Raw genomic sequence first — 23,827 nt, forward strand, 5'->3', positions numbered from 1 at the left:
GGAAACCCCGCCTTTATTGTCAGGACAAACTGGCATATCCCGCCTGCTCACCTTCGCAACGTTGTAACCACGCCCAGCCAAATGGCGTCAGCGTCAGTGGCCAATCGCCTGCGACCTTCTCCCCGCTAATAACGTTACGCCAGCCTTCTGCCTCTGGCAGGGTATAAAGTCTGTCCTGGTGGCTGAAGTTATAAACACACAGCAGCTGCTGCCGCGTTTGCTCTGACTGACGCCGGATAGCCAGCACGCTATTATCGCTTTCCAGCACGGTCATTGCATTATCAGGATGAAAGGCGGATTGCCGGGTGCGTAACTGAATCAGCTGGCTCAGTTGGTGGAAGATCCTGTGGCGTAGCGAACTGGCCTTGTTCAGCTCTGCTGCAATGTCATCAGGGTGATATTTTTGCCGGTTGATCGCCCGGTTACAGCCTGTCTCCTGCACGCCAGCCAGATCGTTACCTGAACCAAGAATGCTTTGCACATAAACCGCAGGCACGCCAGGAAAAGCCAGCAGCAGGGCGTGGGCCAGCATAAAGCGTCGCAGGCGCGTCTCGTCGTCGTCATCTTTTTTATTCAGTGCATCAAGGTAGGTAACATTGATTTCGTACGGACTGGTGGTGCCATCAGGATTCGTTTTATAAGAAACCAGCGCCCCCTCCTGCAAAAGGTCGCAGACCAGCGAGGTAATTTCGCTTTCGGGCAGGATACCGCGCAGTGCGTTCAGGCCAATGCCATCGTGGGACGCGAGAAAGTTAAACCAGCTGGTGGTGCCCCTGCCGGTGGGCAATGAGCTTGCCCACTGCTTCAGGGCGTGCGACTTTCCGTAGTGAATGGCGTGCAGCACCAGCGGCGGCAGGGAGAACTGGTAAACCATCTGAGCTTCATCACCGCCGTTACCGAGATAGCGGATATTTTCATCATGCGGCACATTGGTTTCGGTGAGAATAACCGTTCCCGGTGCGACCTGATTCACAATGGCACGCAACAGTTTGACCAGCTGATGCGTTTTTTGCAGATGGATGCAGGAGGTGCCGGGCGTTTTCCACATATATCCCACGGCATCAAGCCGCACATAGTCAGCCCCTTTAAGCAGATAATCCAGCAGCACCCCCACCATTTTCAGCAGTACCGCAGGGGTGGCATAGTTGAGGTCAACCTGGTCGGCGCTGAAGGTGGTCCAGATATATTTTGTCTCACCGCTGGCCATCCGGTAAGGCGTCAGCAGCGGAGATGTTCGCGGGCGGGTGACGGCACTCAGATCGGTGGCAGGATTGATACTGATAAAAAAATCCTGCCAGCCCGGATCCTGGCTGAGGAAGTGCTGAAACCACGTGCTGTGAGCGGACATGTGGTTACAGACAAAATCGAACATCAGCCGCGTGTGCCGGTGCAGTTCAGCAACATCTGTCCAGTGACCACATGGCTCGCTAACCCGATGATAATCAATCACCGAAAAACCATCGTCTGAGGAATACGGAAAGAAAGGCAGCAGATGCACCAGGTTGAACGTGGACTGAAAATGTTGTTGATAAAAGTGGGAGAAGGTTTGCAGCGTTGGGATACCCGGTTGGTGAAACTGATCGGCATAGGCGATCAGCACCACATCTTTTTCATCCCAGTGTGCTTTGCGGGGATGCGTCAGCGCATCGCGTGCCTGCCCGATAGCGCGGGTCAGTGCGGCCAGCGCGTCGGCGGGAAAGGTATTGTCATAGATTTCATCGATTAACTGATTGATAATTTCCATACTCAGACAGCTTGCCACCGCATCGTTAACGCCATGTGAATTCACTGTAGACAGTTGCTTCGAAATCGCAACCTGAACCTTTTACGGTGGCGGTATCAGGTTGCGACTGTGCTGGCCTGTTATCGTTCAGTGGCAGTTGCCGCTTCGGGTACAGTTTGCGCAGTTTTTCTCCGTCACCATCCTGACCGTCAGACGCTCCGGTGCCAGTCTCACCCGTTTTAATAGCGTCCATATCAGAAGATTAAAGCCTGTCACCGCGGCGATGGTTATCGCCGCAGACGGCGGGTGCTGGCCAAAGGTGGCAAACTGATAAAAGAGCGTCGCCAGCGACCAGGCCAGATTGAGTCCCCACAGCACAGAGAACAGCATCCAGCGACGGCCACTTTCTCGCGCCACCGCGCCCATCACCGAAACGCAGGGCACATACAGCAGCACGAAGATCAGATAGCTGTAAGCCGCCGCGTCACTGCCAAATTTGCTGTGCATGACGCCCATCGGCCCGCTGTCCATCTCGCCGTCACCTTTACTGGCGTCAATCGGATGAAACAGGACGCTCAGGCTGAAAGTACTTTTCAGACTCTCCCAGGACTGGATGACCGCGTCTTTCAATTCCGCCAGCAGGCTGAACTCACTGACATTGAATGCCTCTTCGTGCAGCGCCTGTGCGGTATAAAGTGTGTTAAGCGTGCCGACCACCACCTCTTTTGCCATCGCTCCCGTCACCAGCCCGACCGTGGCCTGCCAGTTATCCGCTGTGACACCCAGCGGGCCAAGTAATGGCGTTAACTGGCGGCTGACGCTGGCCAGTGCTGAATCATTGATGCCGGAAACCGGCTGCCCATTCAATGAGAAACTGTTCAGCGCGCCAATAAACATACTCACCACGACAATCACTTTACCCGCCCTGAAAACAAAGCTTTTCAGCCGTTGCCATGCCTGTAATAACAGGCTTTTCAGATGGGGAATATGCCAGGTCGGCAGTTCCATCACGAACGGCGATGCTTCCCCGCGTAGCAGGGTATTTTTCAGCAACAGGCCGGTGAGAATGGCGGCGACTATGCCCAGCAGGTAAAGACTGAACACCACCACTGCACCGCGTTGGCCGAAAAAGGCTGATGCAAATACCGCAAAGATCGCCAGCCTTGCGCCACAGGACATAAATGGCGACATCAGGATGGTTATCAGCCGTTCGCGGGGGGCTTCCAGGGTTCGTGCGCCCATCACCGCCGGGACGTTGCAACCAAAACCCACGATCAGGGGAACAAAGGATTTGCCTGGTAAACCCAGCGTCTGCATCAGTCGGTCAACCACGAAAGCCGCACGGGCCATGTAACCGGAGTCTTCCATCAGCGACAGGAACAGGTACATCAGGCCAATTTGTGGGATCAGCGGCATGACGGTAGTGATGCCGCCGCCGATCCCCTGTGCCAGAAACAGCGTGAGCACCTCAGGAAAATGGAGTATCGCGCCGAGCCACTGCAAGCCATGTACAAAAATCGCCGTCGAACTTACTTCAAACAGGGGTTGCAAAGCGCCACCGAGGCTGATGGCAAAGAAAAACATCAGATACATCACCGCCAGGAATAGCGGAAATCCCAGCCAGCGGTTCAATACCAGCGCGTCGAGCCGCGCGGAGAGACGATGGGGCGTGGCATTCTGCATCGCCGTTGCCCTGTGGCAAAGGGTGTCAATGGCGTGATAGCGGGTGCGGGCAATATCAAGGGGACCGTTTTCCACCCCCGGCAGGTTGGGCAGCAAAGCCGCGGCCTCACTACACTGTGAACGGCAGAAAATATCACCTTCCAGGGTTTGCAGCGCCAGCCAGCGGCGCTGACGCGCAGAAAAGTCCTGCGGCATGGCGGTAGTGAGACGCGACACGTTATCTTCCACGGTTTGCGGATAAATTAACCCGACATGACCGGTGCGGCGGGGAAGGTTATCAATCGCCTGCCTGAGTTCATCCAGCCCTTCTCCCCGGTTGGAGACCAGCGGAATGACCGGACAACCAAGCTGCTCAGCCAGTGCCGCAACGTCGATATGAATATGCTGGCTACGTGCGATATCCAGCATATTCAGCGCGACGATGCAGGGAATACCCAGCTCCTGCAATTGCAGTGTCAGATAAAGATTGCGCTCCAGATTACTGGCGTCAATCACATTAATCACCCGATCGGCTTCTCCGCTTAATATAAAGTGGCAGGCAATCTGCTCATCCAGCGATGTTTGCGGTGAAATAGTGGTGAGGGAGTAAGTGCCGGGGAGATCAACCAGCTGAACCTTATGCTGCCCGGTGCTGAAAGATCCCTGTTTACGCTCGACGGTAACGCCAGCCCAGTTGCCGACATGCTGCCGGGCACCGGTAAGTTGATTAAACAGGGTCGTTTTGCCGGAATTGGGATTGCCAATCAGCCCGATAGTGATTCTGTTCATCATTACGCTCGCGTCAGTCAGTAGGGGCTATGCGCAGGCATGCCAGATCTTTTTTGCGCAGCATCAGGCTGAAGCGGCGGGTTTCAATCTGGACGGGATCGCCCAAAGGTGCGGTGCGTCTTACCTTGAAAAAAGCCCCCGGCAGCAGGCCGAGAGAAAGCAGCTTTTGCCGGAAGGCGGTACTGACGTCTGGAGAGTAACTCAGGATTTGGTAATCTTTCCCAGGAATATATTGCATAAATAATCACCGATTCGGTATTTTCACCGACTATTATTGTCAACACAGGTGATTATAATGAGAATGATTCTTGCTCAGGTTGATACAGGACAAGTTTACCGGGTACGTAAAAGGAGCGGAGCGGGCGATCCGCTCCGCTGACGATTAACGTTTTTTGCCAAATGCGGCGGCCAGCGCATCGCCCATAGCGCTGTTGCCAGCAGGCTGTGAGGCTGCCGGACGCGGGCGCGCTTTGCCCTGAGGCGCTCGCTGGTTATCACGGGGGGCAGCGTTGGCGTTGCCATTGCGACGGGCGTTGGTTTCACCCGGCTGTTCATCAAGGCGCATGGTCAGCGCAATGCGTTTACGCTGCAAATCCACTTCCATCACCTTCACCTTGACGATATCTCCCGCTTTGACCACTTTATGCGGGTCGTCAACAAACTTGTCTGACAGGGACGAGATGTGCACCAGACCATCCTGATGCACGCCAATATCAACAAAGGCACCAAAGTTGGTCACGTTGGTGACGGCGCCCTCCAGCACCATGCCGGGAAGCAAATCGTTCATGGTTTCAATGCCTTCAGCGAACTGAGCGGTTTTGAACTCCGGGCGGGGATCGCGGCCAGGCTTTTCCAGCTCTTTGATGATATCGGTGACGGTGGGAACACCAAAGCGCTCATCGGTAAAGTCCACGGCGCGCAGGTTACGCAGTTCAGAAGGATTACCCATCAGCTGAGTCAGTGCCTGCCGGGTGGCTGCCAGGATACGCTCTACCACCGGATAGGCTTCGGGGTGCACGGTCGATGCATCAAGCGGGTTATCGCCGTGGTTGATGCGCAGGAAACCGGCGCACTGTTCAAACGCTTTTGGCCCCAGGCGGCTGACGTTCAGTAATTGCTGGCGATCCTGAAAGCGACCATGCTCATCACGCCAGCTGACAATATTCTGGGCGATCATTTTGCTCAGTCCGGCAACGCGGGTCAGCAGTGGCACTGAAGCGGTATTCAGATCGACACCCACACCATTCACGCAATCTTCCACCACCGCATCCAGCTTTTTCGCCAGCTGGCTCTGGCTGACATCATGCTGATACTGACCCACGCCGATGGACTTCGGATCGATTTTCACCAGCTCAGAGAGCGGGTCCTGCAAGCGGCGGGCAATGGAGACGGCACCGCGAATTGACACGTCAAGGTCAGGAAATTCAAGCGCGGCCAGCTCCGAGGCGGAGTATACGGAGGCCCCGGCTTCGCTGACGATCACTTTCTGGGCCTTTATCTGTGGAAATTGTTTCTGCACATCAAGGAAAAAGCGCTCCGTCTCACGTGAGGCGGTGCCGTTGCCAATTGCCACCAGTTCAACCTGATGTTGGGTACAGAGTGCCGCCACGGCGGCGGCGGCTTTGGCAGCCTGGCCGGTATGGGGGTAAATAGTGTCGGTGGCGACCAGCTTGCCGGTGGCATCCACTACCGCCACTTTCACCCCGGTGCGCAGGCCAGGATCGAGTCCCATCGTCGCGCGCATTCCTGCCGGTGCCGCCATCAGCAAATCGTGCAGGTTGCGGGCGAAGACATTGATTGCTTCATCCTCTGCCCGCTCACGCACGGTACCCATCAGTTCGGTTTCAAGATGAAGCATTACCTTAATACGCCAGGTCCAGCTCACTACAGCTTTGCGCCAGGCGTCAGCCGGGGCATTGTTCAGCCGCAGGCTAAGATGGTCAGCAATGATCTGTTCGCCGTGGCTTTCACGCGGCGGTTCGTCAAACTGTGGATCGGCATTGAGCGACAGCTGCAACACGCCTTCATTGCGGCCGCGGAACATCGCCAGCGCACGGTGTGACGGCACGGAAGAGAGCGCTTCGTGATGATCAAAGTAATCACGGAATTTCGCCCCTTCTTCTTCCTTACCTTCCAGCACGCGGGAAACCAGGTGAGCATTTTTCCACAGGTATTCACGGACTTTTGCCAGCAGGCCGGCATCCTCTGCGAAGCGTTCCATCAGGATATAGCGTGCGCCGTCGAGGGCGGCTTTCGTGTCGGCAACGCCTTTTTCCGCATTAACGAAGGTGGCGGCCAGCGCTTCCGGTTGGTGCGATGGCTCCTGCCAGAGCGTGTCTGCCAGCGGTTCCAGACCGGCTTCAATCGCAATCTGGCCACGGGTACGGCGTTTGGGTTTGTAAGGCAGGTAGAGATCTTCCAGTTCGGTTTTACTCAGGGTACTGCGGATGGCATTAGCCAGCTCGTCGTTCAGCTTGCCCTGCTCATCAATCGATTTGAGAATCGACTGGCGGCGTTCGGACAGCTCCCTGAGGTAGCTCAGGCGCGTTTCCAGCTGGCGTAGCTGGGTGTCGTCCAGACCGCCGGTGACCTCTTTACGATAACGTGCGATAAACGGCACGGTATTCCCTTCATCCAGCAGACGAACAGCGGCATCAACCTGTTCTGTTCGTGCCTGCAACTCACCTGCAATTATGTGGCTCAGCGAATCTTTCATCATCGGTTACTTGGTAGCTAAGAACAGCGGACAGTTATACGGATTGCAGGCGACAATTTCCAGCGGTCGGGCAGCTCAATGCGTATTAACCATCGTTTCAGGAAGGGGTGACGTAGTTAATTTCATTGATATACCAGACCGCAATGCCTGCCGGTGTATGGACGGTTGCCACGTCACCGATGGCCTTTTTCAGTAGCGCACGGGCCATCGGTGAGTCGATGGAAATGTAATCTTTGCGGCCAAAAATTTCGTCATAGCCAACGATACGAAAGCGTTTAATTTCGCCGTCATCGTTTTCCACCTCAACCCAGGCACCAAAAAACACTTTGCCATCCTGCTGCGGCGAGTAATCGACAATACGCAACTGCTCAAGGCATTTGGTGAGATAACGCACGCGGCGGTCAATTTCGCGCAGGCGCTTTTTGTTGTACTGGTAGTCTGCGTTTTCACTGCGGTCGCCAAGACTGGCGGCCCAGGTGACTTTTTTGGTCACTTCCGGTCGCTCCTCACGCCAGAGAAAGTCCAGCTCGTGTTTCAGCTTGTCGTATCCTTCGCGGGTGATCAGTGTTGTTTTCATTTGTGCTCATTTCTTACGCCGGAATGCTGACGCTATTTTGTTGTTAAGCGCACGGTGATGCAAATCGAACCGTATTTTTTCTGACTATCGTTACTGCTTGTTTGTCATCACTATTCGATATCAAACGCGACGTCAGTCCTGTGGATCAGCGCCGGTTTTTAAGGTGATATTAAAGATAACCTGCTGTTTAATATGCTTTGTAACAATTTCGGCTAGAATATAAACCATTATTGGCTGTTACATTCAGGCAGCTTTTTTAAAAATGTTCGTTCAGGCAATTGCGCCCTTGGGAGTATCGACATGCAAGAGAACTACAAAATTCTGGTGGTGGATGACGACATGCGTTTGCGCGCCCTGCTGGAGCGTTATCTGACCGAACAGGGCTTTCAGGTGCGTAGCGTGGCTAACGCCGAGCAGATGGACCGCCTGCTGACCCGTGAATCTTTCCACCTGATGGTGCTGGATTTGATGTTGCCCGGCGAAGACGGGTTGTCTATCTGCCGTCGTCTGCGTAGCCAGAGCAACCCAATGCCGATCATTATGGTGACGGCGAAAGGTGAAGAGGTGGATCGCATCGTCGGGCTGGAAATTGGGGCAGATGACTACATTCCTAAACCATTTAACCCACGCGAGCTGCTGGCCCGTATCCGTGCGGTGCTTCGCCGTCAGGCAAATGAGCTGCCTGGCGCTCCTTCTCAGGAAGAAGCGGTGATTGCCTTTGGTAAGTTCAAGCTGAATCTCGGTACGCGTGAAATGTTCCGTGAAGATGAGCCGATGCCGCTGACCAGCGGTGAATTTGCCGTGCTGAAAGCGCTGGTGAGCCACCCGCGTGAGCCTCTCTCCCGTGACAAGCTGATGAATCTGGCGCGTGGCCGTGAATACAGCGCGATGGAGCGTTCTATTGATGTGCAGATCTCCCGCCTGCGTCGCATGGTGGAGGAAGATCCGGCGCATCCACGTTATATCCAGACCGTCTGGGGACTGGGTTACGTATTCGTACCGGACGGCAGCAAGGCATGAGGCGGATCCGCTTCTCTCCCCGCAGCTCGTTTGCCCGTACGCTGCTGCTGATCATTACGCTGTTGTTTGTCAGCCTGGTCACCACCTATCTGGTGGTACTGAACTTTGCCATTCTGCCCAGCCTGCAACAGTTTAACAAAGTACTGGCATACGAAGTGCGTATGCTGATGACCGATCGATTACAGCTGGAAGACGGCACGCAACTTGAGGTGCCACCGGCGTTTCGCCGTGAGATTTATCGCGAGCTGGGAATTTCGCTGTATACCAATGCAGCGGCGGAAGAGAGCGGACTACGCTGGGCACAACATTATGAGTTTCTCAGCCAGCAGATGGCACAGCAGCTGGGGGGGCCGACTGATGTTCGCGTTGAGGTCAATAAAAACTCACCGGTGGTCTGGCTGAAAACCTGGCTGTCGCCGGATATCTGGGTACGTGTGCCGCTGACGGAAATTCATCAGGGTGACTTCTCGCCGTTGTTCCGTTATACGCTGGCGATTATGCTGCTGGCGATTGGCGGGGCGTGGCTGTTTATCCGTATTCAGAACCGGCCGCTGGTGGAGCTGGAACATGCCGCTGTGCAGGTGGGCAAAGGCATTATTCCGCCGCCCCTGCGCGAATATGGCGCATCAGAAGTGCGTTCAGTGACCCGCGCCTTCAATCAGATGGCCGCTGGAGTCAAGCAACTCGCTGATGATCGCACGCTGCTGATGGCCGGCGTCAGCCACGATCTGCGTACACCGCTAACGCGTATCCGGCTGGCGACAGAGATGATGTCGCAGGAAGACGGTTACCTGGCCGAGTCGATCAATAAAGATATTGAGGAGTGCAATGCCATCATTGAACAGTTCATTGATTATCTGCGCACTGGCCAGGAGATGCAGACGGAAAGGGCGGATCTTAATGGCGTGCTGGGTGAAGTGGTCGCGGCTGAAAGTGGCTATGAGCGTGAAATCGAAAATGCGGTAATGCCTGCCGAGCTGATGCTGGATATTAATCCGTTGTCGATTAAGCGTGCCGCCGCCAATATGGTGGTGAACGCTGCCCGTTATGGCAATGGCTGGATCAAAGTCAGTAGCGGCAGCGAGCAGGAGCGTGCCTGGTTCCAGGTAGAGGATGATGGACCCGGCATAGCGCCGGACCAGCTGAAACACCTCTTTCAGCCTTTTGTGCGGGGGGACAGCGCTCGCAGCACCAGTGGAACCGGGCTGGGTCTGGCCATTGTTCAGCGTATTATTGATGCCCATCAGGGGACGCTTGAGATGGGAGAAAGTGAACGGGGAGGGTTACGTATCCGTGCTTACCTGCCGTTGCCAGCGGTTGTTGCCTCAGTGTCGGCCACCACGGGATAAATGCTCGCCTGCCAGATCTTAGCGGAGGCGGGGGGACAGGGTTCATGTTTTGCTTTTTTCTGACAGAAATAATACGGGATTCGACGATAAAATCCCTCAAATTCGATTGAGAGGCATTTTATGATGAAAATATCATCCGATTACACACTTCTTTTACACTCAGTCCCCCCTGCTAATGCAAAAAAATCCAGTAACGGTAGACCGCCAGACTCAGTTCTGAATAAATTTAAAAATGTGTCCAATCAGCCAGGCCAGGTTAAGCAAACAAGGCAAAAAGGACTGAAAATCGCGTTTGAAAAGCGGCAATCTGCGATGGCGGGTGAAGCACAGCCGCAACAAAAAGGGCTGAAAATCGCGTTTGAAAAGCGGCAATCTACGATGGCGGGTGAAGCACCGCCACAACAAAAAGGGCTGAAAATCGCGTTTGAAAAGCGGCAATCTGCGATGGCGGGTGAAGGACAGCCGCAACAAAAAGGGCTGAAAATCGCGTTTGAAAAGCGGCAATCTGCGATGGCGGGTGAAGCACCGCCGCAACAAAAAGGACTGAAAATCGCGTTTGAAAAGCGGCAATCTGCGATGGCGGGTGAAGGACAGCCGCAACAAAAAGGACTGAAAATCGCGTTTGAAAAGCGGCAATCTGCGATGGCGGGTGAAGGACAGCCGCAACAAAAAGGGCTGAAAATCGCGTTTGAAAAGCGGCAATCTGCGATGGCGGGTGAAGGACAGCCCATCAAAAGTGCTTAAAGTAAAGGCAGGTTCAGGAGAAGCAGCATTAACCAACGCAGTCAGCAGATCGTCAGCGCAGCCCTTAAAAAAAATCTTTCAGTTTCAATGATAAGGTGCAAAGAGTGCATATTGAGCCCAGCGATGATCCTACTGACAGCAATAGCTCCCATGATTCGTTGCGGATGTCCTGAGACAGGTTACATTGTTGAAAGAGAACAGGCGTCATCGGGTGTTTGGATGACGCTCTGTTAATCAAAGGCGATTACAGCTGAGGGCCGGCAGGTATCAGCGCTTCCCCGGCTGGCGTATCCGTATATTTATCAAAGTTGGTGATAAACAGTCGTGCCAGCTCCTGTGCTTTCTCTTGCCATTTTGCAGGATCTGCGTAGGTGTTACGCGGGTCGAGGATTGCACTGTCAACGCCCGGCAGCGCCGTAGGCATTGCCAGATTAAATATCGGCAGCGTGACGGTTTGTGCATCGTCAATATCGTCGTTAAGGATGGCGTTGATAATGGCTCTGGTGTCCCTGAGCGAAATACGCTTACCACTGCCGTTCCAGCCGGTGTTGACCAGATACGCTTTAGCGCCTGCCGCTTCCATTCTTTTCACCAGCACTTCGGCATACTGTGTGGGATGCAGCGTCAGAAAGGCAGCGCCGAAACAGGCGGAGAAGGTCGGTGTGGGTTCGGTGACGCCCCGCTCGGTGCCTGCCAGCTTGGCGGTGAAGCCCGAAAGAAAGTGATACTGTGTCTGGTCCGGTGTCAGACGTGAAACCGGCGGCAGAACGCCGAAAGCATCAGCGGTCAGGAAAATGACCTTACGGGCGTGGCCAGCCTTCGACACCGGTTTAACGATATTCTCAATATGATCGATCGGGTAAGACACACGGGTGTTTTCGGTTTTGCCGCCGTCATCATAGTCCACCGAACCATCGGCTCTTACTACCACGTTTTCCAGCAGAGCATTGTGGCGGATAGCATGATAAATTTCCGGCTCTGCCTGTTCAGACAGCTTGATGGTTTTGGCGTAGCAGCCACCCTCAAAGTTAAATACGCCGTCATCATCCCAGCCATGCTCGTCATCGCCAATCAGCTGACGCAGTGGATCGGTTGAGAGGGTGGTTTTTCCCGTGCCGGAGAGACCGAAGAAGACGGCAACATCGCCTGCCGGGCCGACATTGGCCGAGCAGTGCATTGAGGCAATGCCCTTGAGCGGCAGAAGATAGTTCATGATAGCGAACAACCCTTTCTTCATCTCGCCGCCGTACCAGGTCCCACCAATTAACTGGATGCGTTCAGTTAAATTAAAGGCAACAAAGTTCTCCGAATGCAGCCCCTGCTTTTGCCAGTGTGGATTGGTGCATTTGGCGCCATTCATCACGATAAAATCAGGTTCAAACGTAGCCAGCGCCTCTGCATCAGGGCGGATAAACATGTTTTTAACGAAATGGGCCTGCCAGGCCACTTCGGTAATAAAACGCACGCAGAGTCGGGTGTCCGGGTTGGCACCGCACCAGGCGTCGACCACAAACAGGCGTTTGTGAGAAAGTTGCGCCGTGACCAGAGACTTTAGCTGCTGCCAGGTCTCCTGTGACAGAGGTTGATTGTCGTTTTTGCCTTTACCCTGATCGTTCCACCAGAGCGTGTCACGCGTGGTATCGTCACGAACGATATATTTATCTTTTGGCGAACGGCCGGTGAAGATCCCGGTGTCGACAGCCACCGCGCCTGACTGGGTAACGGTGCCGCGCTCATACCCTTGCAGTTCCGGGCGGGTTTCTTCCTGCCAGAGGGTGTTGAAATCAGGATTATGGATAATCTCAACCGTATCTGTGATGCCATAAGCCACGAGGTCTTGCGGGGTCAGGTCACGCATAGTACTGCTCCTTTTTTAACTCTGTTCTGCCACTGAGTTTAATTGAGATGGCTGCCTGTTAATGAAGATGCGCTGTCTGCCAGCGGCAAAGGGAGAATATGATCGCGCGCAGTTTACACTTACATAACGAAAGGGAAAGAGGTAAGCAACAAAAATGAGAAGCAGAACGTAAATCTGTAAGTAAAACTTAATCTTATCAGATTATTCTGTGCGAAAAGGGGTTACGTCAGCCGATGAATGGTCTTTTATCAGAACCACGACGGCTGTCTTAACCCATCAGAAACAGTGGCTGCGGAGCATAAGCGCCAGGTGAAAAATCGACGTCATCAGACGCTCGGTGAGGCTGATGACGTCGAAATATTAATGGACCTGATTGTTTCCACCCGTAGAGTCGTTGCGGATTGCTGCGATATCGACCGCATCAAAAATGTGGTGACTGCCGCAATAGTCGCAGTGCATATCAATCTGGCCGTCTTCCGCAATGATCTGATCAACCTCTTCCGCTGCCAGCGTGCGCAGCACTTCACCACAACGCTCCTGTGAACAGGTGCAATGGAAGCTGACATCCTGAGGGTCAAAGACGGTGACGTCTTCCTGATGGTAAAGGCGCCACAGCACGTCATTGGCAGGCAGGCTTAGCAGCTCTTCGGCTTTAATGGTTTCAGTCAGTGTTGCCAGATGGTTAAAATCTTCCGGGTTGGCGTCCTGTGCCGGAAGAACCTGCAACAAAATACCCGCCGCTCCACGGCTGGCTGCATTATCACTGGTGCGGATAAACAGCCTGGTTGGCAACTGCTCAGAGCGCATGAAGTAGTCCTCCAGACATTCAGCCAGCGTCTCACCCTCCAGACCGACCACGCCCTGATAACGTTCGCCTTGTGTTGGTGAGATGGTGATGACCAGATAACCATTCCCAACCATCTGTTTTAGCGTGCTGCCTGCTGCGATCTCCCCCTGCAAACGTGCCACACCGCGCATCTTCTGGTGGTTGTCACCGTTGATAACCGCAAGCTTTAGTGGACCATCCCCCTGTAACTGTACGGTAATGTCACCGTCAAATTTCAGCGTAGCGGTGAGCAGGCTGGTGGCGACCAGCAGCTCGCCCAACAGCTGCTGAACCGGCTGCGGATAGTCGTGACCGTCAATGACAGTCTGCCAGGTTTGGGATACGGTAACCAGTTCGCCACGCACGGCGTGGTTTTCAAACAGGTAACGATGCATTTGGTCTTGCTGAGCCATAATTCTCTCTCGTTAAGGCGAGTTATTCATCGCCAGAATTTTTGAATTTCAACAGATCGCGCCGCTCTTTTTTATCAGGACGTCGGTCGGGATGCGGCATGCTTAACGCGTTTATTGTGCGTGCCAGCGCTATTTTTTCGCGCTTTTCAATACTTTCAGCGGTTTCACTGTACATCTGCTGTGCTTCTGTGGCCGGGCGGCGCTGGTCGCTGAGGGCATGTACAATCACCGTTTTTTCGTCGTTTCCCTGGCGCAATGTCACTTCGGCTTGCAATTCCACTGTTTTTCCCGGCCTGGTGCGTTGACCATTGTAATGAACTTTACCGCCTTCGATCATCTCTCGGGCAGTTGAGCGGGTTTTATAGAAGCGGGCGGCCCATAGCCACTTATCAAGTCGTATTGCCTGTATGGGTTTCTCTTTCATTCATTGCTGCTCCTTTTCAGGAAACCCTCTATGTGTGGGTTGTAGGCCAGAAATCAAGGACCTTTCCAGAGTGGCAGACAGAGATGTCCGGGAGGGTATGTCAGCCTTAAAAATAGCATAACACTTGGGCTGGTTCAGAACAGGGGACGAATACCCTCACTGTTGTTTAAGGTCTGACTAAAGCATTTCTCGTAGTAGTTTTGGATGGCGCTGGTGCGCATGCGGTTACGGTGAATGCGCTTCAACGCCAGCAGGCTGTTGATAATAAAACTCAGCACGGTGATCACCAGCAGCAGGCTGTTGCCAAGATAGCGGCTCAGAGTGAGGACATCCGGTTCACTATGCAGAGCGATATGACGAGTACCATTAGCATCCGTCGTGATACTGGTCACGATACCGCTGGCAGAAAACGATGTATGCAGCAATATACCGGCCAAACGCTGTAACTCAGGCCATTGGTCTGGCGCGTTGTAGTCGAACAGTGACACGCTGGGAGCCTGCTGATTCACTAACTGTTTGCCTTCATCGCTCAGGATCACAAATCCGCCGGGCGGCGGACTGTTGAGTGCTTCCGCAGCGCGGCGCGTTTCCCGGTAGAAGAAGGATGACGTGGCGGTATTGACCAGGTTTTCCAGTGCTTCAGCACTGACCGGACGTAGCAGCACATTCATGCCATTCAGTGCGCCGGAGCCTGCCCGATGCACCAGTGTTTCCCAGTCTTTTGCGTTGCCAAGGTTGACCAGCGCGTTTTTAAGTCTGACACAATCCTGTTCCTGGCTGCACAGATCCTGGGTTCTCATCACGATGTCGGAAAAGTTATCAAGAAGGATCATCCCCGACTTCTGGATGGCAGTAGCCAGCTGTGGATTCAGTTTCTGATCGGTGTTGTTCTGAGGATGTAGTTGCTGGCTGGTGGTAGTGAGCAATGCGGTAGCTTTATCGATAATGTCAGACTGTGGTTGCGGCAGGGGCGCGGCATTGTTCCAGTAGATCGCTGAGCAGTCAAATGGCATAAAGGCGTAGGAACGATTTCCCTGATAGGTAGCGGGAATTGAGCACATTCCTTCCCCGTTTACCCTGAGACTGTCACCGATACGCAGAGAAATTTTTTCCAAATCATTAACCGAATGCACCTGGACGCTTTCCGTGCCTTTCAGCCAGGCCAGACTCAGCTTCAGTGGCATACTCAGCGGTATCCAGGTAATCAGTAGCAGCAGTACCAGAAGTGAACCGGCTGCCAGCACCATGTTTTTTCTCCAGCGCTGGATGGGGAAATGGCGAACCTCATCCTGAAGCGATAAAAAACGCCCCTGGCGGACAACATGGCGGCTGAGATAGATATCCACTTCTGTCGACTGGCCAAGATCGTTGGTAACGTAGGGCTGCCAGTGGACAGGATAGATCAGGTCGATAATACCCAGAGAGATATTACTCACCTGTCCCTGATTTGATTCACCAAACAACCCCCAGCGTTTTGGCGCACCTCGCAGACAGTGAATCTCCCTCATGTCCTTCGCGCCAGGACGACGCCAGAGAGACCAGCAGCTGAGTAACATGATGATAACTGCGGCTACCATCAGCCAGGTCATCAACACCACCGGTCCGCACAAACTGAAGAATATCAGCAGCAGGGCGAAGTTGATGGCAAAAGCTTCACGGGTACCATCGGGGCGATGGAGCGCATACTCCTCCGTTGTCTCTTTGCGTATCCTGAGCAGCTCAATATTTTCGCTTTCTTCTTTTCTGATTGACGCGTTCTGACCCGCCGCCCTGACAACCGGTAGTAATGAAGGTTGTTCATAAACGTAGTTGACCAGCGAATGGCCATTAAGGGAGATCACCAACGGGATGGTTTGTGTCTTGATCAGTTCGACAAAATTTTCATCGGTGATGTATTGCTCCCACAGTGGCGGCAGATGTACTTCAACGGCATCAAGATAATAGCGACACTTGTAAGGCGCATCGGTAGAAAGACCATAACGGGTAATTGAGCGGGTAACCGGGTAAACGTTGCTGCTTTGTGAGCTCAACACCAGATGATCGGCGGTGCTGCTGGCACCGCTTGGTATCACGCTCTTACGGTGTTTTTCAAGCGAGTCGATATAGCTTTCGACGGCTTTACGCTCATCATTGTTGAGCTTGCGGAAAGGGGGACTAATGAATGGCAGTGGTTTCGCCAACGGCGGCCTGTGCCGCATAGCGTACCAAAAGAAACAACCTGCTCCGAGCGAACAGGCCAGCATCACAACCAATATGATGACTATTGCGCTCATGCAATCCTCATTCCTGCCACTTTGCTCCTGTAGCTTTGCTGAAAACGCCTGTCGTAAACATTAGGTATGTGCATTCTGACGGGTTTAGGTGGAGCTGGCAATCTACTGTGTGTACTAAAATAGCGCACAAAATCATAAAATTAGAATAACTATATATGACTTATAAAAATCATACTAACAATCTGTGCTCATTATCAGTATCGGTATAATCCTATTTTATTCAGTCTTAATTGACTTTTTATAAAAATTTCATCTGTTAAGTGACTGATTTGCTATAAGTATGTGAGATGCTTTGTGCAATGGTGGGTTTCTTCGTGCGGCTGACGCGCAATGGGGATATCATCGATAAATAAACCCTGACCAGTGGGCTACTTTGCTCATTTTCGGCTTTTCCCTGGGGCCCCTATGACCAGACAGTTACAGAAACCCAAAATCCTTAATATTCACACCGTCGCACGTTCACGTCTTTTTACTGTTGAAGCCGTTGATCTGGAGTTTAGCAACGGTGCGCGGCGTGTTTATGAACGTATGAAACCTTCAGGGCGGGAGGCGGTGATGATCGTGCCGATCATCGATGATCACCTTATCCTGATCCAGGAATACGCGGTGGCGCTGGAAAACTATGAGTTGGGGTTTCCTAAAGGGTTGATTGATCCAGGGGAAACGCCTTTCGACGCGGCAAATCGTGAGCTGAAAGAAGAAGTCGGGTTTGGCGCAGAGAAACTGGCGTTAATGGGGCAGGTGACGCTGGCCCCTTCCTACTTTTCCAGCCGGATGAATATTATGGTTGCTGAAGGACTCTATGAAGAGAAACTGGAAGGGGATGAGCCAGAACCGCTGCCGCAGCGACGTTGGCCGCTGGATAATCTGCTGGCGTTATTACAGGAGCCAGATTTCCGTGAGGCGCGTAACATCAGCGCACTGTTTATGGTCAGGGAGTGGCTGGTCAGTCAGGGAAGAGCGCAATACTGAATTTAACCAAACGCCAGAGAAAAAGGGATGAGCCAGAGTGGCCTCATCCCTTTTTTCAACACCGGGGTATGCCCGAATGCCGATAATCAGAACAGTTCGTGGCTCTGTCCATTGTCCATGATGGTGGTTCCAACGTCGTGAACGGAATATTCTGTCGGCTGAGTACCATTGATGAAGTATTCCTGGCGTGTGTTACCGCCACCGTTGGCCAGTTTGCCCGTACTACGATCAATGTTTACCGTTACCACGCCGTCAGGTGGCGTCAGCGGCTGCACTGGCACTCCATCCAGTGCCACTTTCATATAATCATCCCACGCTGGCTGTGCACTTTTTGCGCCACCTTCATAACCGGAGATCTGATCCTTAATCACCCCTGATGCGGTGGATCTGCCCAAATCACGGCGATGATCGTCAAAACCGATCCAGACCGACGTCACTACGCCTGGACCATAGCCGGAGAACCATGCGTCTTTAGAGTTGTTAGTGGTCCCGGTTTTACCACCAATATCGTTACGTTTCAGATCGCGGCTGGCACGCCACCCTGTCCCCATCCAGCCCGGCTCGCCGAAGATGTTAGAGTTAAGTGCGCTCTTAATCAGAAAAGAGAGTGGGGTATTAATCACATGTGGAGCATATTGCTGCTGGCCATCCTGCTGCATCTGCTGCCGACTGACCTGTTCCAACTGTGGCTGGGGAACGGCAATATTCCTGCCTTCCTGTGAAACTGACGGATTTTCCACGCTGTCTTCATTCATCGCGACGGCTTTTTTGGTTTCACCATAGATCACCGGCAGGTTGCATTCCGTGCAGGCGACTTTGGGCTTCTCTTCAAACAGCGTGATGCCCTGCTCATTCTCAATTTTGCTAATGAACCACGGGTCAACCAGGAAGCCACCGTTTGCCATCACCGAATAGCCGCGAACCATTTGCAAAGGCGTAAAGGCGGCGGAACCCAGTGCCAGCGATTCGGTATGGACGATATTTTGTGCGGGGAAGCCAAAACGTTGCAGATACTCCGCAGCGTAATCGACCCCCATCGCACGCATGGCGCGTACCATCACCACGTTTTTAGATTGCCCAAGTCCCTGGCGTAAGCGGATAGGGCCATCATAGGTCGGTGGCGAGTTTTTTGGCCGCCAGTCGGAGCCTGCACCCGCATCCCAGCGAGAGATAGGCACGTCGTTAAGAATGGAGGCCAGGGTAAGCCCGCGATCCATCGCTGCCGTATACAGGAACGGTTTGATGTTCGAACCGACCTGACGCAGCGCCTGAGTCGCACGGTTAAATTTACTCTGATTAAAGTCGAAACCACCCACTAAAGCCAGCACCGCACCATTATGTGGGTCGAGAGAAACCAGGGATGAGTTGACATCAGGCACCTGGCCCAACCACCAGTCACTTGCCACCTGCCGTACCCAAACCTGTTGACCGGGTTGTACCACTTCAGTCAGCGATCTCGGTGTGCTGCCCTGAACGGTGTCTGACTTGTAAGCCCGCGCCCAACGCACGCCGGCCATTCCCAACGTAACGCTGCTGCCATCACGCATTAGTGCGGTGGCCCGATCGCCTTCGGCGTCAGTAATGACCGCCGGGAAAAGTGGACCATAAACCGGGAGTGCTTTCAGCGACTTCAGAATTTCGCTCCGATCCCAGGGACGCTGACCGATTTTCCACAGCACGTTGGCCGGACCACGATAGCCATGACGCATGTCATAGTTGATCACGTTGTCCTGCACCGACTTTTGTGCCGCCAGCTGTAGTTTTCGGGTAATGGTCGTGGTCACCTTAAAGCCATCATTGTAGGCATTATCGCCATAACGCTTGACCATTTCCTGGCGCACCATTTCAGTCAGATAAGGTGCAGAAAAAGCGATAACCGGCGCATGATAATTGGCGACCAACGGCGAGAGACGCGCCTCATCATATTGTGAGTGGGTAATGTAATGCTGATCCAGCATACGGCTCAGCACCACATTACGCCGCTGGAGCGCACGTTCATGCGAGTAAAGTGGGTTAAACGTCGACGGGGCTTTAGGCAGACCGGCAATCATCGCCATTTCACTCAGTGACAGCTCATCGACATTCTTACCGAAATAGACCTGAGCCGCCGCCCCGATGCCATAAGCACGGTAGCCGAGATAGATTTTATTCAGATACAGCTCAAGAATGTCATCCTTGCTCATCAACTGCTCGATGCGTATTGCGAGAAAGGCCTCCTTGATTTTACGCATTAACGTGCGTTCAGGGCTGAGGAAGAAGTTACGGGCCAGCTGCTGGGTGATGGTGCTTGCACCCTGCGAAGCATGACCGGAAACCATCGCGATACTTGCTGCACGGAAAATACCAATGGGATCAACCCCATGATGCTCATAGAAGCGGCTGTCTTCAGTGGCGATAAACGCCTTCACTAACAACGGCGGCATTTTCTGTAATTTCAGAGGAATACGGCGCTTTTCACCGTACTGAGCAATCAGCTCATTATCGGCACTGTAAACCTGCATGGGCGTTTGCAGCCGCACATCTTTCAGCGTGGTGACATCGGGCAGCTGTGGCTCTATGTAAGTGTAAAGACCATAGATCGAGCCTGCTCCCAGCAAAATGCAACACAGTGCAAGGATCAAAAAATACTTTACGAACTTCACCTGATATTTTCCATTTTAAGTCGCCTGGACAGTTTATAAACAATCGCGCGGTAGTATAAAGGCAAGCCAGACGCCTGGATACCTCAATTTCTGATACAGGTAACTTCAGACCGGGTAATTTCTGGCATTGACAATATGGAGATCACATTAAATGGCATTTATGACATGGCAAGTCGGTCTGGATATACAAAATGGACAACTTTGTGCCCTCGCTGTCCAGAGGCGTCGCAACGGCTGGCAATTGCGTCACTGGTGGCAACATGCTTTGCCGCACGATACGTTGACAGATGGTCAACTGCAACGCTCTGAGGTGTTCACGACCCTATTACAACGCTTTCGAAAACAGCTGCCTTACCGTGTTTCACTGCGGGTTGGGTTTCCGCCTCAACTGGTATTGCAACGTAAGCTTGAGGTGACACGCCAGCAGTTACGGGAGCCGCATTGCGGCAGCTACATTTACGCCGCTGCGAAACGCTTTTTTCCTGTTGAACCTGAAACGTTGACGCTGGATTATCGTCAGCCGCAACAGCGAGACGACCAGCTATGGCTTACCGCCACACGGCGTGAGGCGTTGCAAGGTTGGTTACACTGCCTGCATGAAGCGGATCTGTCACCTCAGGTGCTGGAACTGACACCCACCGCGCTGTTTGTGCTGGCAAAAAATATGCGGCTTGACCCCGGAGCTGTACTGGTGCACCGGTTATACGACCACTGGCTATGGTGTTGTCCCTTCCGGCAACCAAATTGGGGATGCTGCTCACTGCAGGACGCACCAGATTTTACAAGCCTCCGACGGGTGCACCTGCCTGATGTGAACTCTTTTTATTACAGCGCGATAATGGATACGCCACTACCAGAAGGCGCCCGGTGGTTAAATCCACTCGCTGTGCTTGCTCATATGCAGCCTCCGCTACCGATAAATCCTGGTGCATTTACCCTGGCCGCCGGACTGGCGTTGCGACCTGGGGACGCCTGATGGTGCTGGTTAATTTTTTGCCATGGCGCGATCAACTGCTTCGGGCGAGGTTACACCGCTGGTCGCTGATATTATTGGTTTTACTGGCGGTTTTTCTTGCTGGACTGCTGCCGGTTGTCGGTCTGCATACGCTGAATACCCAGCTGGCTAAGGCGGTACAGCGGCAGCATGAAGCGGGGCAGCAGCTGAATGGCGTTAAAGTCAGGATAGATGCATTGACCCGACAGCGTGAGTCTTTGCAGCAACAGTTCATCCTGCAACAGCAACAGCAGGCGCACATGGCAGGGTGGGCTGATTTTGCTGGCGGGCTTGCCATGAAGCTGCCCGCCACTCTGTGGCTAAGTGAGCTGAACAAAACGCCGCAGCGCCTTACCCTGGCTGGCTTTTGTCTGGCGATAGCGGATGTCCGGCTGCTCAGACAGCAGCTGTTGCAGGCACCGTTATTCAGCGAGGTCAGAACCGGCAAGCTTAGCCGGGACCGGCAGGGGGTTATCCGGTTCAGTCTGCAAGCGGTCCTGAAACACAATACGGTGGAGATATCTGAACAACGCACTAAAAAGGGGGGCGAAAAACCATGAGCCATAACTGGCTTACTGGCTGGTTATATCTTCCTTTGTGGTGGCGCGTTCTCACGCTTTTGCTGGGCAGCTTGCTGCTGGCTTGCGCGTTGTGGTGGTGTGGCCTTCGGCCCATGCTGCATCAGGCTGAGGTGCTGAACAGAATGCTGTGGCAACAGTCAGCACACAACCGTCTCACCCAACGAGCTCTGCTGCGTCAACCGCCGCCGCCGCTGCTTGAGGCAGATATTACCCGGTTAGAAAATGCGCTGTTGCCTGCGAAGTATGGCGGAGGATCACTGGCTGCGCTGATCGCCCATTCAGGTGGCACGATGGAAACATGGCAGCCAGATAACCAGGGAGGTGAGCTGACAGTGCGTATGGGCTGGCGCGGGTTTCTGGCTGTTCTTGCCTATTTACGTGGCTTATCCCCGGGGATCGTACTGTCCGGTTTTTCGCTGAGTGAACAGGAGGGGCTGCTGCTGGTCAGGTTATCAATGGTGCTGAATGATGATTTATAACCGATGGTGCAGCACTCTGTTGACGTTAAGCCTGAGCTTTTCTGGTCCGTGCCATGCTGAACGCGATCCTTTCCGGCCGCCTCAGGATATTGAATGTCTGAATGCACCGCCCGTTGCTCCTGCCTGGCAACTACGCGGCGTTGTGGGTAATCCAGGGGATTACCGGGCATGGCTGGTTTCTCCACAGGGTGTCGGCAGGCTCTGGGCAAAAGGTCAGAGGCCGGATGAACGCTGGCAATTGTCTCAGCTGGAGGCGTTCAGTATCACCCTTGTCCATTGGCATGGATGCGCTGCATCGCTGAAAATGATGTTAAAAGGGAATATTTATGCAAAGGAAAAGGATTATATCCATGCTGGCGCTGATTCTGTTATCAGCCCTGCCACCGCTATACGGCAGCCCAACAGCGTTGTCTCTGGCATTCGATGATGTTCCCGTTGGTCAGGTTCTTCAGGCGCTGGCAGATTACCGGCAGCTTAATTTAGTGGTGGGTCCTGGCGTTGAAGGGGCATTATCGCTCCGCTTGCATAATGTGCCGTGGCCACAGGCGCTGGCGCTGGTAGCCCGGATGGGCAAGTTAAGCATTGAGCAGCAGGACAATATCCTGTTGGCCTGGCCGCAAAGCTGGCAGCAGGAAAAAGATCATCAGGAGGCCCTGCGCCAGCAAAAGGAGGAAAATGCCCAGCCTTTGCATACACGTGTGCTGACGTTGCACTATGCCGACGCGGCAACGGTGAACAACAGCCTTGTAGCCGAACGCAGCACGCTGATGACGCCACGCGGTAGCGTAACTGTTGATAGCAGAACTAACAGTCTGCTGCTGCGCGACACACCAGCGGCGTTGGAAGAAACCCGCCGCTGGGTCACCGCGTTTGACAGACCACTGGAACAGATTGAGCTGTCGGCACATATTGTCACTATCAGTGAAGACAGTCTGCGTGAGCTGGGCGTGAGCTGGGCGATGAGTGCAGATGAGCAGGTTAATCGCGCACTGCGGGCAAGCCAGTTACGGGTTAATCTGGCCGCCGCCAGTCCGGCGCTAACGGCTGGCGTATCCGTAGCCCGGTTAAATGGACGATTACTGGATCTGGAACTGAGTGCGCTGGAGCAGGAAAATAAGCTGAAGATTATCGCCAGTCCACGTCTGTTCACTTCGCATCAGCAAACCGCCAGTATCAAGCAGGGCACGGAAATTCCCTATGAAGTCGCCAGCGGCAGTAATGGCAGCACATCGGTTGAATTTAAAGAAGCCGTGCTGGGGATGGAGGTTACGCCAGTGGTACAGCCCAATCGACGGATAATGCTGAAACTTCACATCAGCCAGAATCTTCCGGGTAGCGTCCTGCGAAGTGGTTCCGGTGAGTACATTGCCATTGATAAACAGGAAATTCAGACCCAGGTCACGGTGAAAGATGGGCAAACGCTGGCGCTGGGTGGGATCTTTCAGCAGCAGAGTATACAGGGACAGAGTACCGTGCCGTTACTGGGCAGTCTGCCAGTGATTGGTGCGCTGTTTCGCCATGCTAACGCTGAGCAAAAGAAGCGTGAGTTGGTGATCTTCATTACGCCCCGATTAATTGGCGAACAATAATGGTTTTCCTGACCAAAACTGAGCAACAGGAGCCTTTTTTGATTGAATCAGGCCATATGCGTTTGACGCAAGAGCGGAATTAGCTTACAAGGTTTAGCGATTTTGGTTTTAGGGGGGCAGTCCTCCCAAAATGCACTTAACCCGTTTTTTTATCGTGCGCAAACGGCGTAGCTGATGCAGTGACATCGGGCTGATA

19 protein-coding genes are annotated in these 23,827 nt (G+C 53.5%); 9 read left to right on the plus strand and 10 right to left on the minus strand.

Annotated features, from left to right (window positions below):
* Positions 1-19 precede the first annotated feature (19 nt).
* From EB241_RS12750 to greB, 5 genes are all read right to left on the minus strand, one after another.
* Complete coding sequence (locus EB241_RS12750; protein WP_124233623.1) at positions 20-1,744, minus strand: alpha-amylase family glycosyl hydrolase; 1,725 nt, start codon at positions 1,742-1,744, stop codon at positions 20-22.
* Between the two features lie 126 nt (positions 1,745-1,870).
* Positions 1,871-4,174 (minus strand): Fe(2+) transporter permease subunit FeoB, encoded by a 2,304-nt coding sequence (gene feoB / locus EB241_RS12755; protein ID WP_124233624.1) that lies wholly within the window; start codon positions 4,172-4,174, stop codon positions 1,871-1,873.
* 13 nt (positions 4,175-4,187) lie between these two features.
* Positions 4,188-4,412, minus strand: a complete 225-nt coding sequence (gene feoA / locus EB241_RS12760) for a ferrous iron transporter A (RefSeq protein WP_124233543.1) — start codon at positions 4,410-4,412, stop codon at positions 4,188-4,190.
* Between the two features lie 144 nt (positions 4,413-4,556).
* Positions 4,557-6,893 (minus strand): Tex family protein, encoded by a 2,337-nt coding sequence (locus tag EB241_RS12765; protein WP_124233544.1) that lies wholly within the window; start codon positions 6,891-6,893, stop codon positions 4,557-4,559.
* A 94-nt stretch (positions 6,894-6,987) separates the two neighbouring features.
* A complete protein-coding gene (greB, locus tag EB241_RS12770) occupies positions 6,988-7,467 on the minus strand; it encodes a transcription elongation factor GreB (protein WP_124233545.1) in 480 nt (159 codons plus the stop codon).
* A gap of 300 nt (positions 7,468-7,767) precedes the next feature.
* On the opposite strand from greB, the gene ompR reads away from it, so the two are divergent.
* The 3 genes from ompR to EB241_RS12785 all read left to right on the plus strand — a co-directional run bounded on the left by ompR (position 7,768) and on the right by EB241_RS12785 (position 10,580).
* Entirely contained in the window at positions 7,768-8,487 is a 720-nt protein-coding gene (gene ompR / locus EB241_RS12775) for an osmolarity response regulator transcription factor OmpR (RefSeq protein WP_001157751.1), read from the plus strand.
* Positions 8,484-9,836, plus strand: coding sequence for a two-component system sensor histidine kinase EnvZ (gene envZ / locus EB241_RS12780; protein ID WP_124233546.1), 1,353 nt, complete (start codon positions 8,484-8,486; stop codon positions 9,834-9,836). Before ompR ends, envZ begins: the two co-directional genes overlap by 4 nt.
* Before the next feature lie 234 nt (positions 9,837-10,070).
* Positions 10,071-10,580 carry a hypothetical protein gene (locus EB241_RS12785; RefSeq protein WP_124233547.1) on the plus strand — a complete coding sequence of 170 codons (510 nt, stop codon included), beginning with the start codon at positions 10,071-10,073 and terminating at the stop codon, positions 10,578-10,580.
* A 244-nt stretch (positions 10,581-10,824) separates the two neighbouring features.
* Here the strand turns inward: EB241_RS12785 and pckA are convergent, their stop codons facing one another.
* From pckA to EB241_RS12805, 4 genes are all read right to left on the minus strand, one after another.
* On the minus strand, positions 10,825-12,438 hold the full coding sequence (gene pckA / locus EB241_RS12790; RefSeq protein ID WP_124233548.1) for a phosphoenolpyruvate carboxykinase (ATP): 1,614 nt from the start codon (positions 12,436-12,438) through the stop codon (positions 10,825-10,827).
* A gap of 360 nt (positions 12,439-12,798) precedes the next feature.
* Positions 12,799-13,677: an Hsp33 family molecular chaperone HslO gene (gene hslO / locus EB241_RS12795; RefSeq protein ID WP_124233549.1), complete on the minus strand. Its 879-nt coding sequence runs from the start codon at positions 13,675-13,677 to the stop codon at positions 12,799-12,801.
* 22 nt (positions 13,678-13,699) lie between these two features.
* Positions 13,700-14,101 (minus strand): ribosome-associated heat shock protein Hsp15, encoded by a 402-nt coding sequence (hslR, locus tag EB241_RS12800; RefSeq protein ID WP_124233550.1) that lies wholly within the window; start codon positions 14,099-14,101, stop codon positions 13,700-13,702.
* Between the two features lie 134 nt (positions 14,102-14,235).
* Positions 14,236-16,374 carry an intracellular growth attenuator family protein gene (locus EB241_RS12805; protein WP_124233551.1) on the minus strand — a complete coding sequence of 713 codons (2,139 nt, stop codon included), beginning with the start codon at positions 16,372-16,374 and terminating at the stop codon, positions 14,236-14,238.
* A gap of 405 nt (positions 16,375-16,779) precedes the next feature.
* On the opposite strand from EB241_RS12805, the gene nudE reads away from it, so the two are divergent.
* Positions 16,780-17,346, plus strand: a complete 567-nt coding sequence (gene nudE / locus EB241_RS12810; protein ID WP_124233552.1) for an ADP compounds hydrolase NudE — start codon at positions 16,780-16,782, stop codon at positions 17,344-17,346.
* An 86-nt stretch (positions 17,347-17,432) separates the two neighbouring features.
* On the opposite strand, the gene mrcA is transcribed toward nudE, so the two are convergent.
* A complete protein-coding gene (mrcA, locus tag EB241_RS12815) occupies positions 17,433-19,988 on the minus strand; it encodes a peptidoglycan glycosyltransferase/peptidoglycan DD-transpeptidase MrcA (RefSeq protein ID WP_124233553.1) in 2,556 nt (851 codons plus the stop codon).
* A 151-nt stretch (positions 19,989-20,139) separates the two neighbouring features.
* Between mrcA and pilM the strand changes: the two genes are divergently transcribed.
* Genes pilM through hofQ form a run of 5 tightly spaced genes read left to right on the plus strand, consistent with a single transcriptional unit; the run spans position 20,140 to position 23,631 of the window.
* Complete coding sequence (pilM, locus tag EB241_RS12820) at positions 20,140-20,964, plus strand: pilus assembly protein PilM (RefSeq protein WP_124233554.1); 825 nt, start codon at positions 20,140-20,142, stop codon at positions 20,962-20,964.
* On the plus strand, positions 20,964-21,542 hold the full coding sequence (locus tag EB241_RS12825) for a PilN domain-containing protein (RefSeq protein ID WP_124233555.1): 579 nt from the start codon (positions 20,964-20,966) through the stop codon (positions 21,540-21,542). Before pilM ends, EB241_RS12825 begins: the two co-directional genes overlap by 1 nt.
* Positions 21,539-22,042: a HofO family protein gene (locus EB241_RS12830; RefSeq protein ID WP_124233556.1), complete on the plus strand. Its 504-nt coding sequence runs from the start codon at positions 21,539-21,541 to the stop codon at positions 22,040-22,042. Before EB241_RS12825 ends, EB241_RS12830 begins: the two co-directional genes overlap by 4 nt.
* A complete protein-coding gene (locus tag EB241_RS12835) occupies positions 22,029-22,469 on the plus strand; it encodes a DNA utilization family protein (protein WP_124233557.1) in 441 nt (146 codons plus the stop codon). Before EB241_RS12830 ends, EB241_RS12835 begins: the two co-directional genes overlap by 14 nt.
* Positions 22,393-23,631: a DNA uptake porin HofQ gene (gene hofQ, locus EB241_RS12840; protein WP_124233558.1), complete on the plus strand. Its 1,239-nt coding sequence runs from the start codon at positions 22,393-22,395 to the stop codon at positions 23,629-23,631. Before EB241_RS12835 ends, hofQ begins: the two co-directional genes overlap by 77 nt.
* Positions 23,632-23,827: the final 196 nt, after the last annotated feature.

This window comes from Erwinia psidii, from assembly GCF_003846135.1.
GTDB classification, from domain to species: domain Bacteria; phylum Pseudomonadota; class Gammaproteobacteria; order Enterobacterales; family Enterobacteriaceae; genus Erwinia; species Erwinia psidii.

Coding starts and splice junctions, on each gene's coding strand:
- pilM (WP_124233554.1), top strand. CDS start 20,140: ATGGCATTTATGACATGGCAAGTCGGTCTGGATATACAAAATGGACAA.
- EB241_RS12765 (WP_124233544.1), bottom strand. CDS start 6,893: ATGATGAAAGATTCGCTGAGCCACATAATTGCAGGTGAGTTGCAGGCA.
- greB (WP_124233545.1), bottom strand. CDS start 7,467: ATGAAAACAACACTGATCACCCGCGAAGGATACGACAAGCTGAAACAC.
- feoA (WP_124233543.1), bottom strand. CDS start 4,412: ATGCAATATATTCCTGGGAAAGATTACCAAATCCTGAGTTACTCTCCA.
- envZ (WP_124233546.1), top strand. CDS start 8,484: ATGAGGCGGATCCGCTTCTCTCCCCGCAGCTCGTTTGCCCGTACGCTG.
- nudE (WP_124233552.1), top strand. CDS start 16,780: ATGACCAGACAGTTACAGAAACCCAAAATCCTTAATATTCACACCGTC.
- EB241_RS12835 (WP_124233557.1), top strand. CDS start 22,029: ATGATGATTTATAACCGATGGTGCAGCACTCTGTTGACGTTAAGCCTG.
- feoB (WP_124233624.1), bottom strand. CDS start 4,174: ATGAACAGAATCACTATCGGGCTGATTGGCAATCCCAATTCCGGCAAA.
- hslR (WP_124233550.1), bottom strand. CDS start 14,101: ATGAAAGAGAAACCCATACAGGCAATACGACTTGATAAGTGGCTATGG.
- EB241_RS12750 (WP_124233623.1), bottom strand. CDS start 1,744: ATGGAAATTATCAATCAGTTAATCGATGAAATCTATGACAATACCTTT.
- EB241_RS12825 (WP_124233555.1), top strand. CDS start 20,964: ATGGTGCTGGTTAATTTTTTGCCATGGCGCGATCAACTGCTTCGGGCG.
- EB241_RS12830 (WP_124233556.1), top strand. CDS start 21,539: ATGAGCCATAACTGGCTTACTGGCTGGTTATATCTTCCTTTGTGGTGG.
- EB241_RS12805 (WP_124233551.1), bottom strand. CDS start 16,374: ATGAGCGCAATAGTCATCATATTGGTTGTGATGCTGGCCTGTTCGCTC.
- pckA (WP_124233548.1), bottom strand. CDS start 12,438: ATGCGTGACCTGACCCCGCAAGACCTCGTGGCTTATGGCATCACAGAT.
- ompR (WP_001157751.1), top strand. CDS start 7,768: ATGCAAGAGAACTACAAAATTCTGGTGGTGGATGACGACATGCGTTTG.
- hofQ (WP_124233558.1), top strand. CDS start 22,393: ATGCTGGCGCTGATTCTGTTATCAGCCCTGCCACCGCTATACGGCAGC.
- hslO (WP_124233549.1), bottom strand. CDS start 13,677: ATGGCTCAGCAAGACCAAATGCATCGTTACCTGTTTGAAAACCACGCC.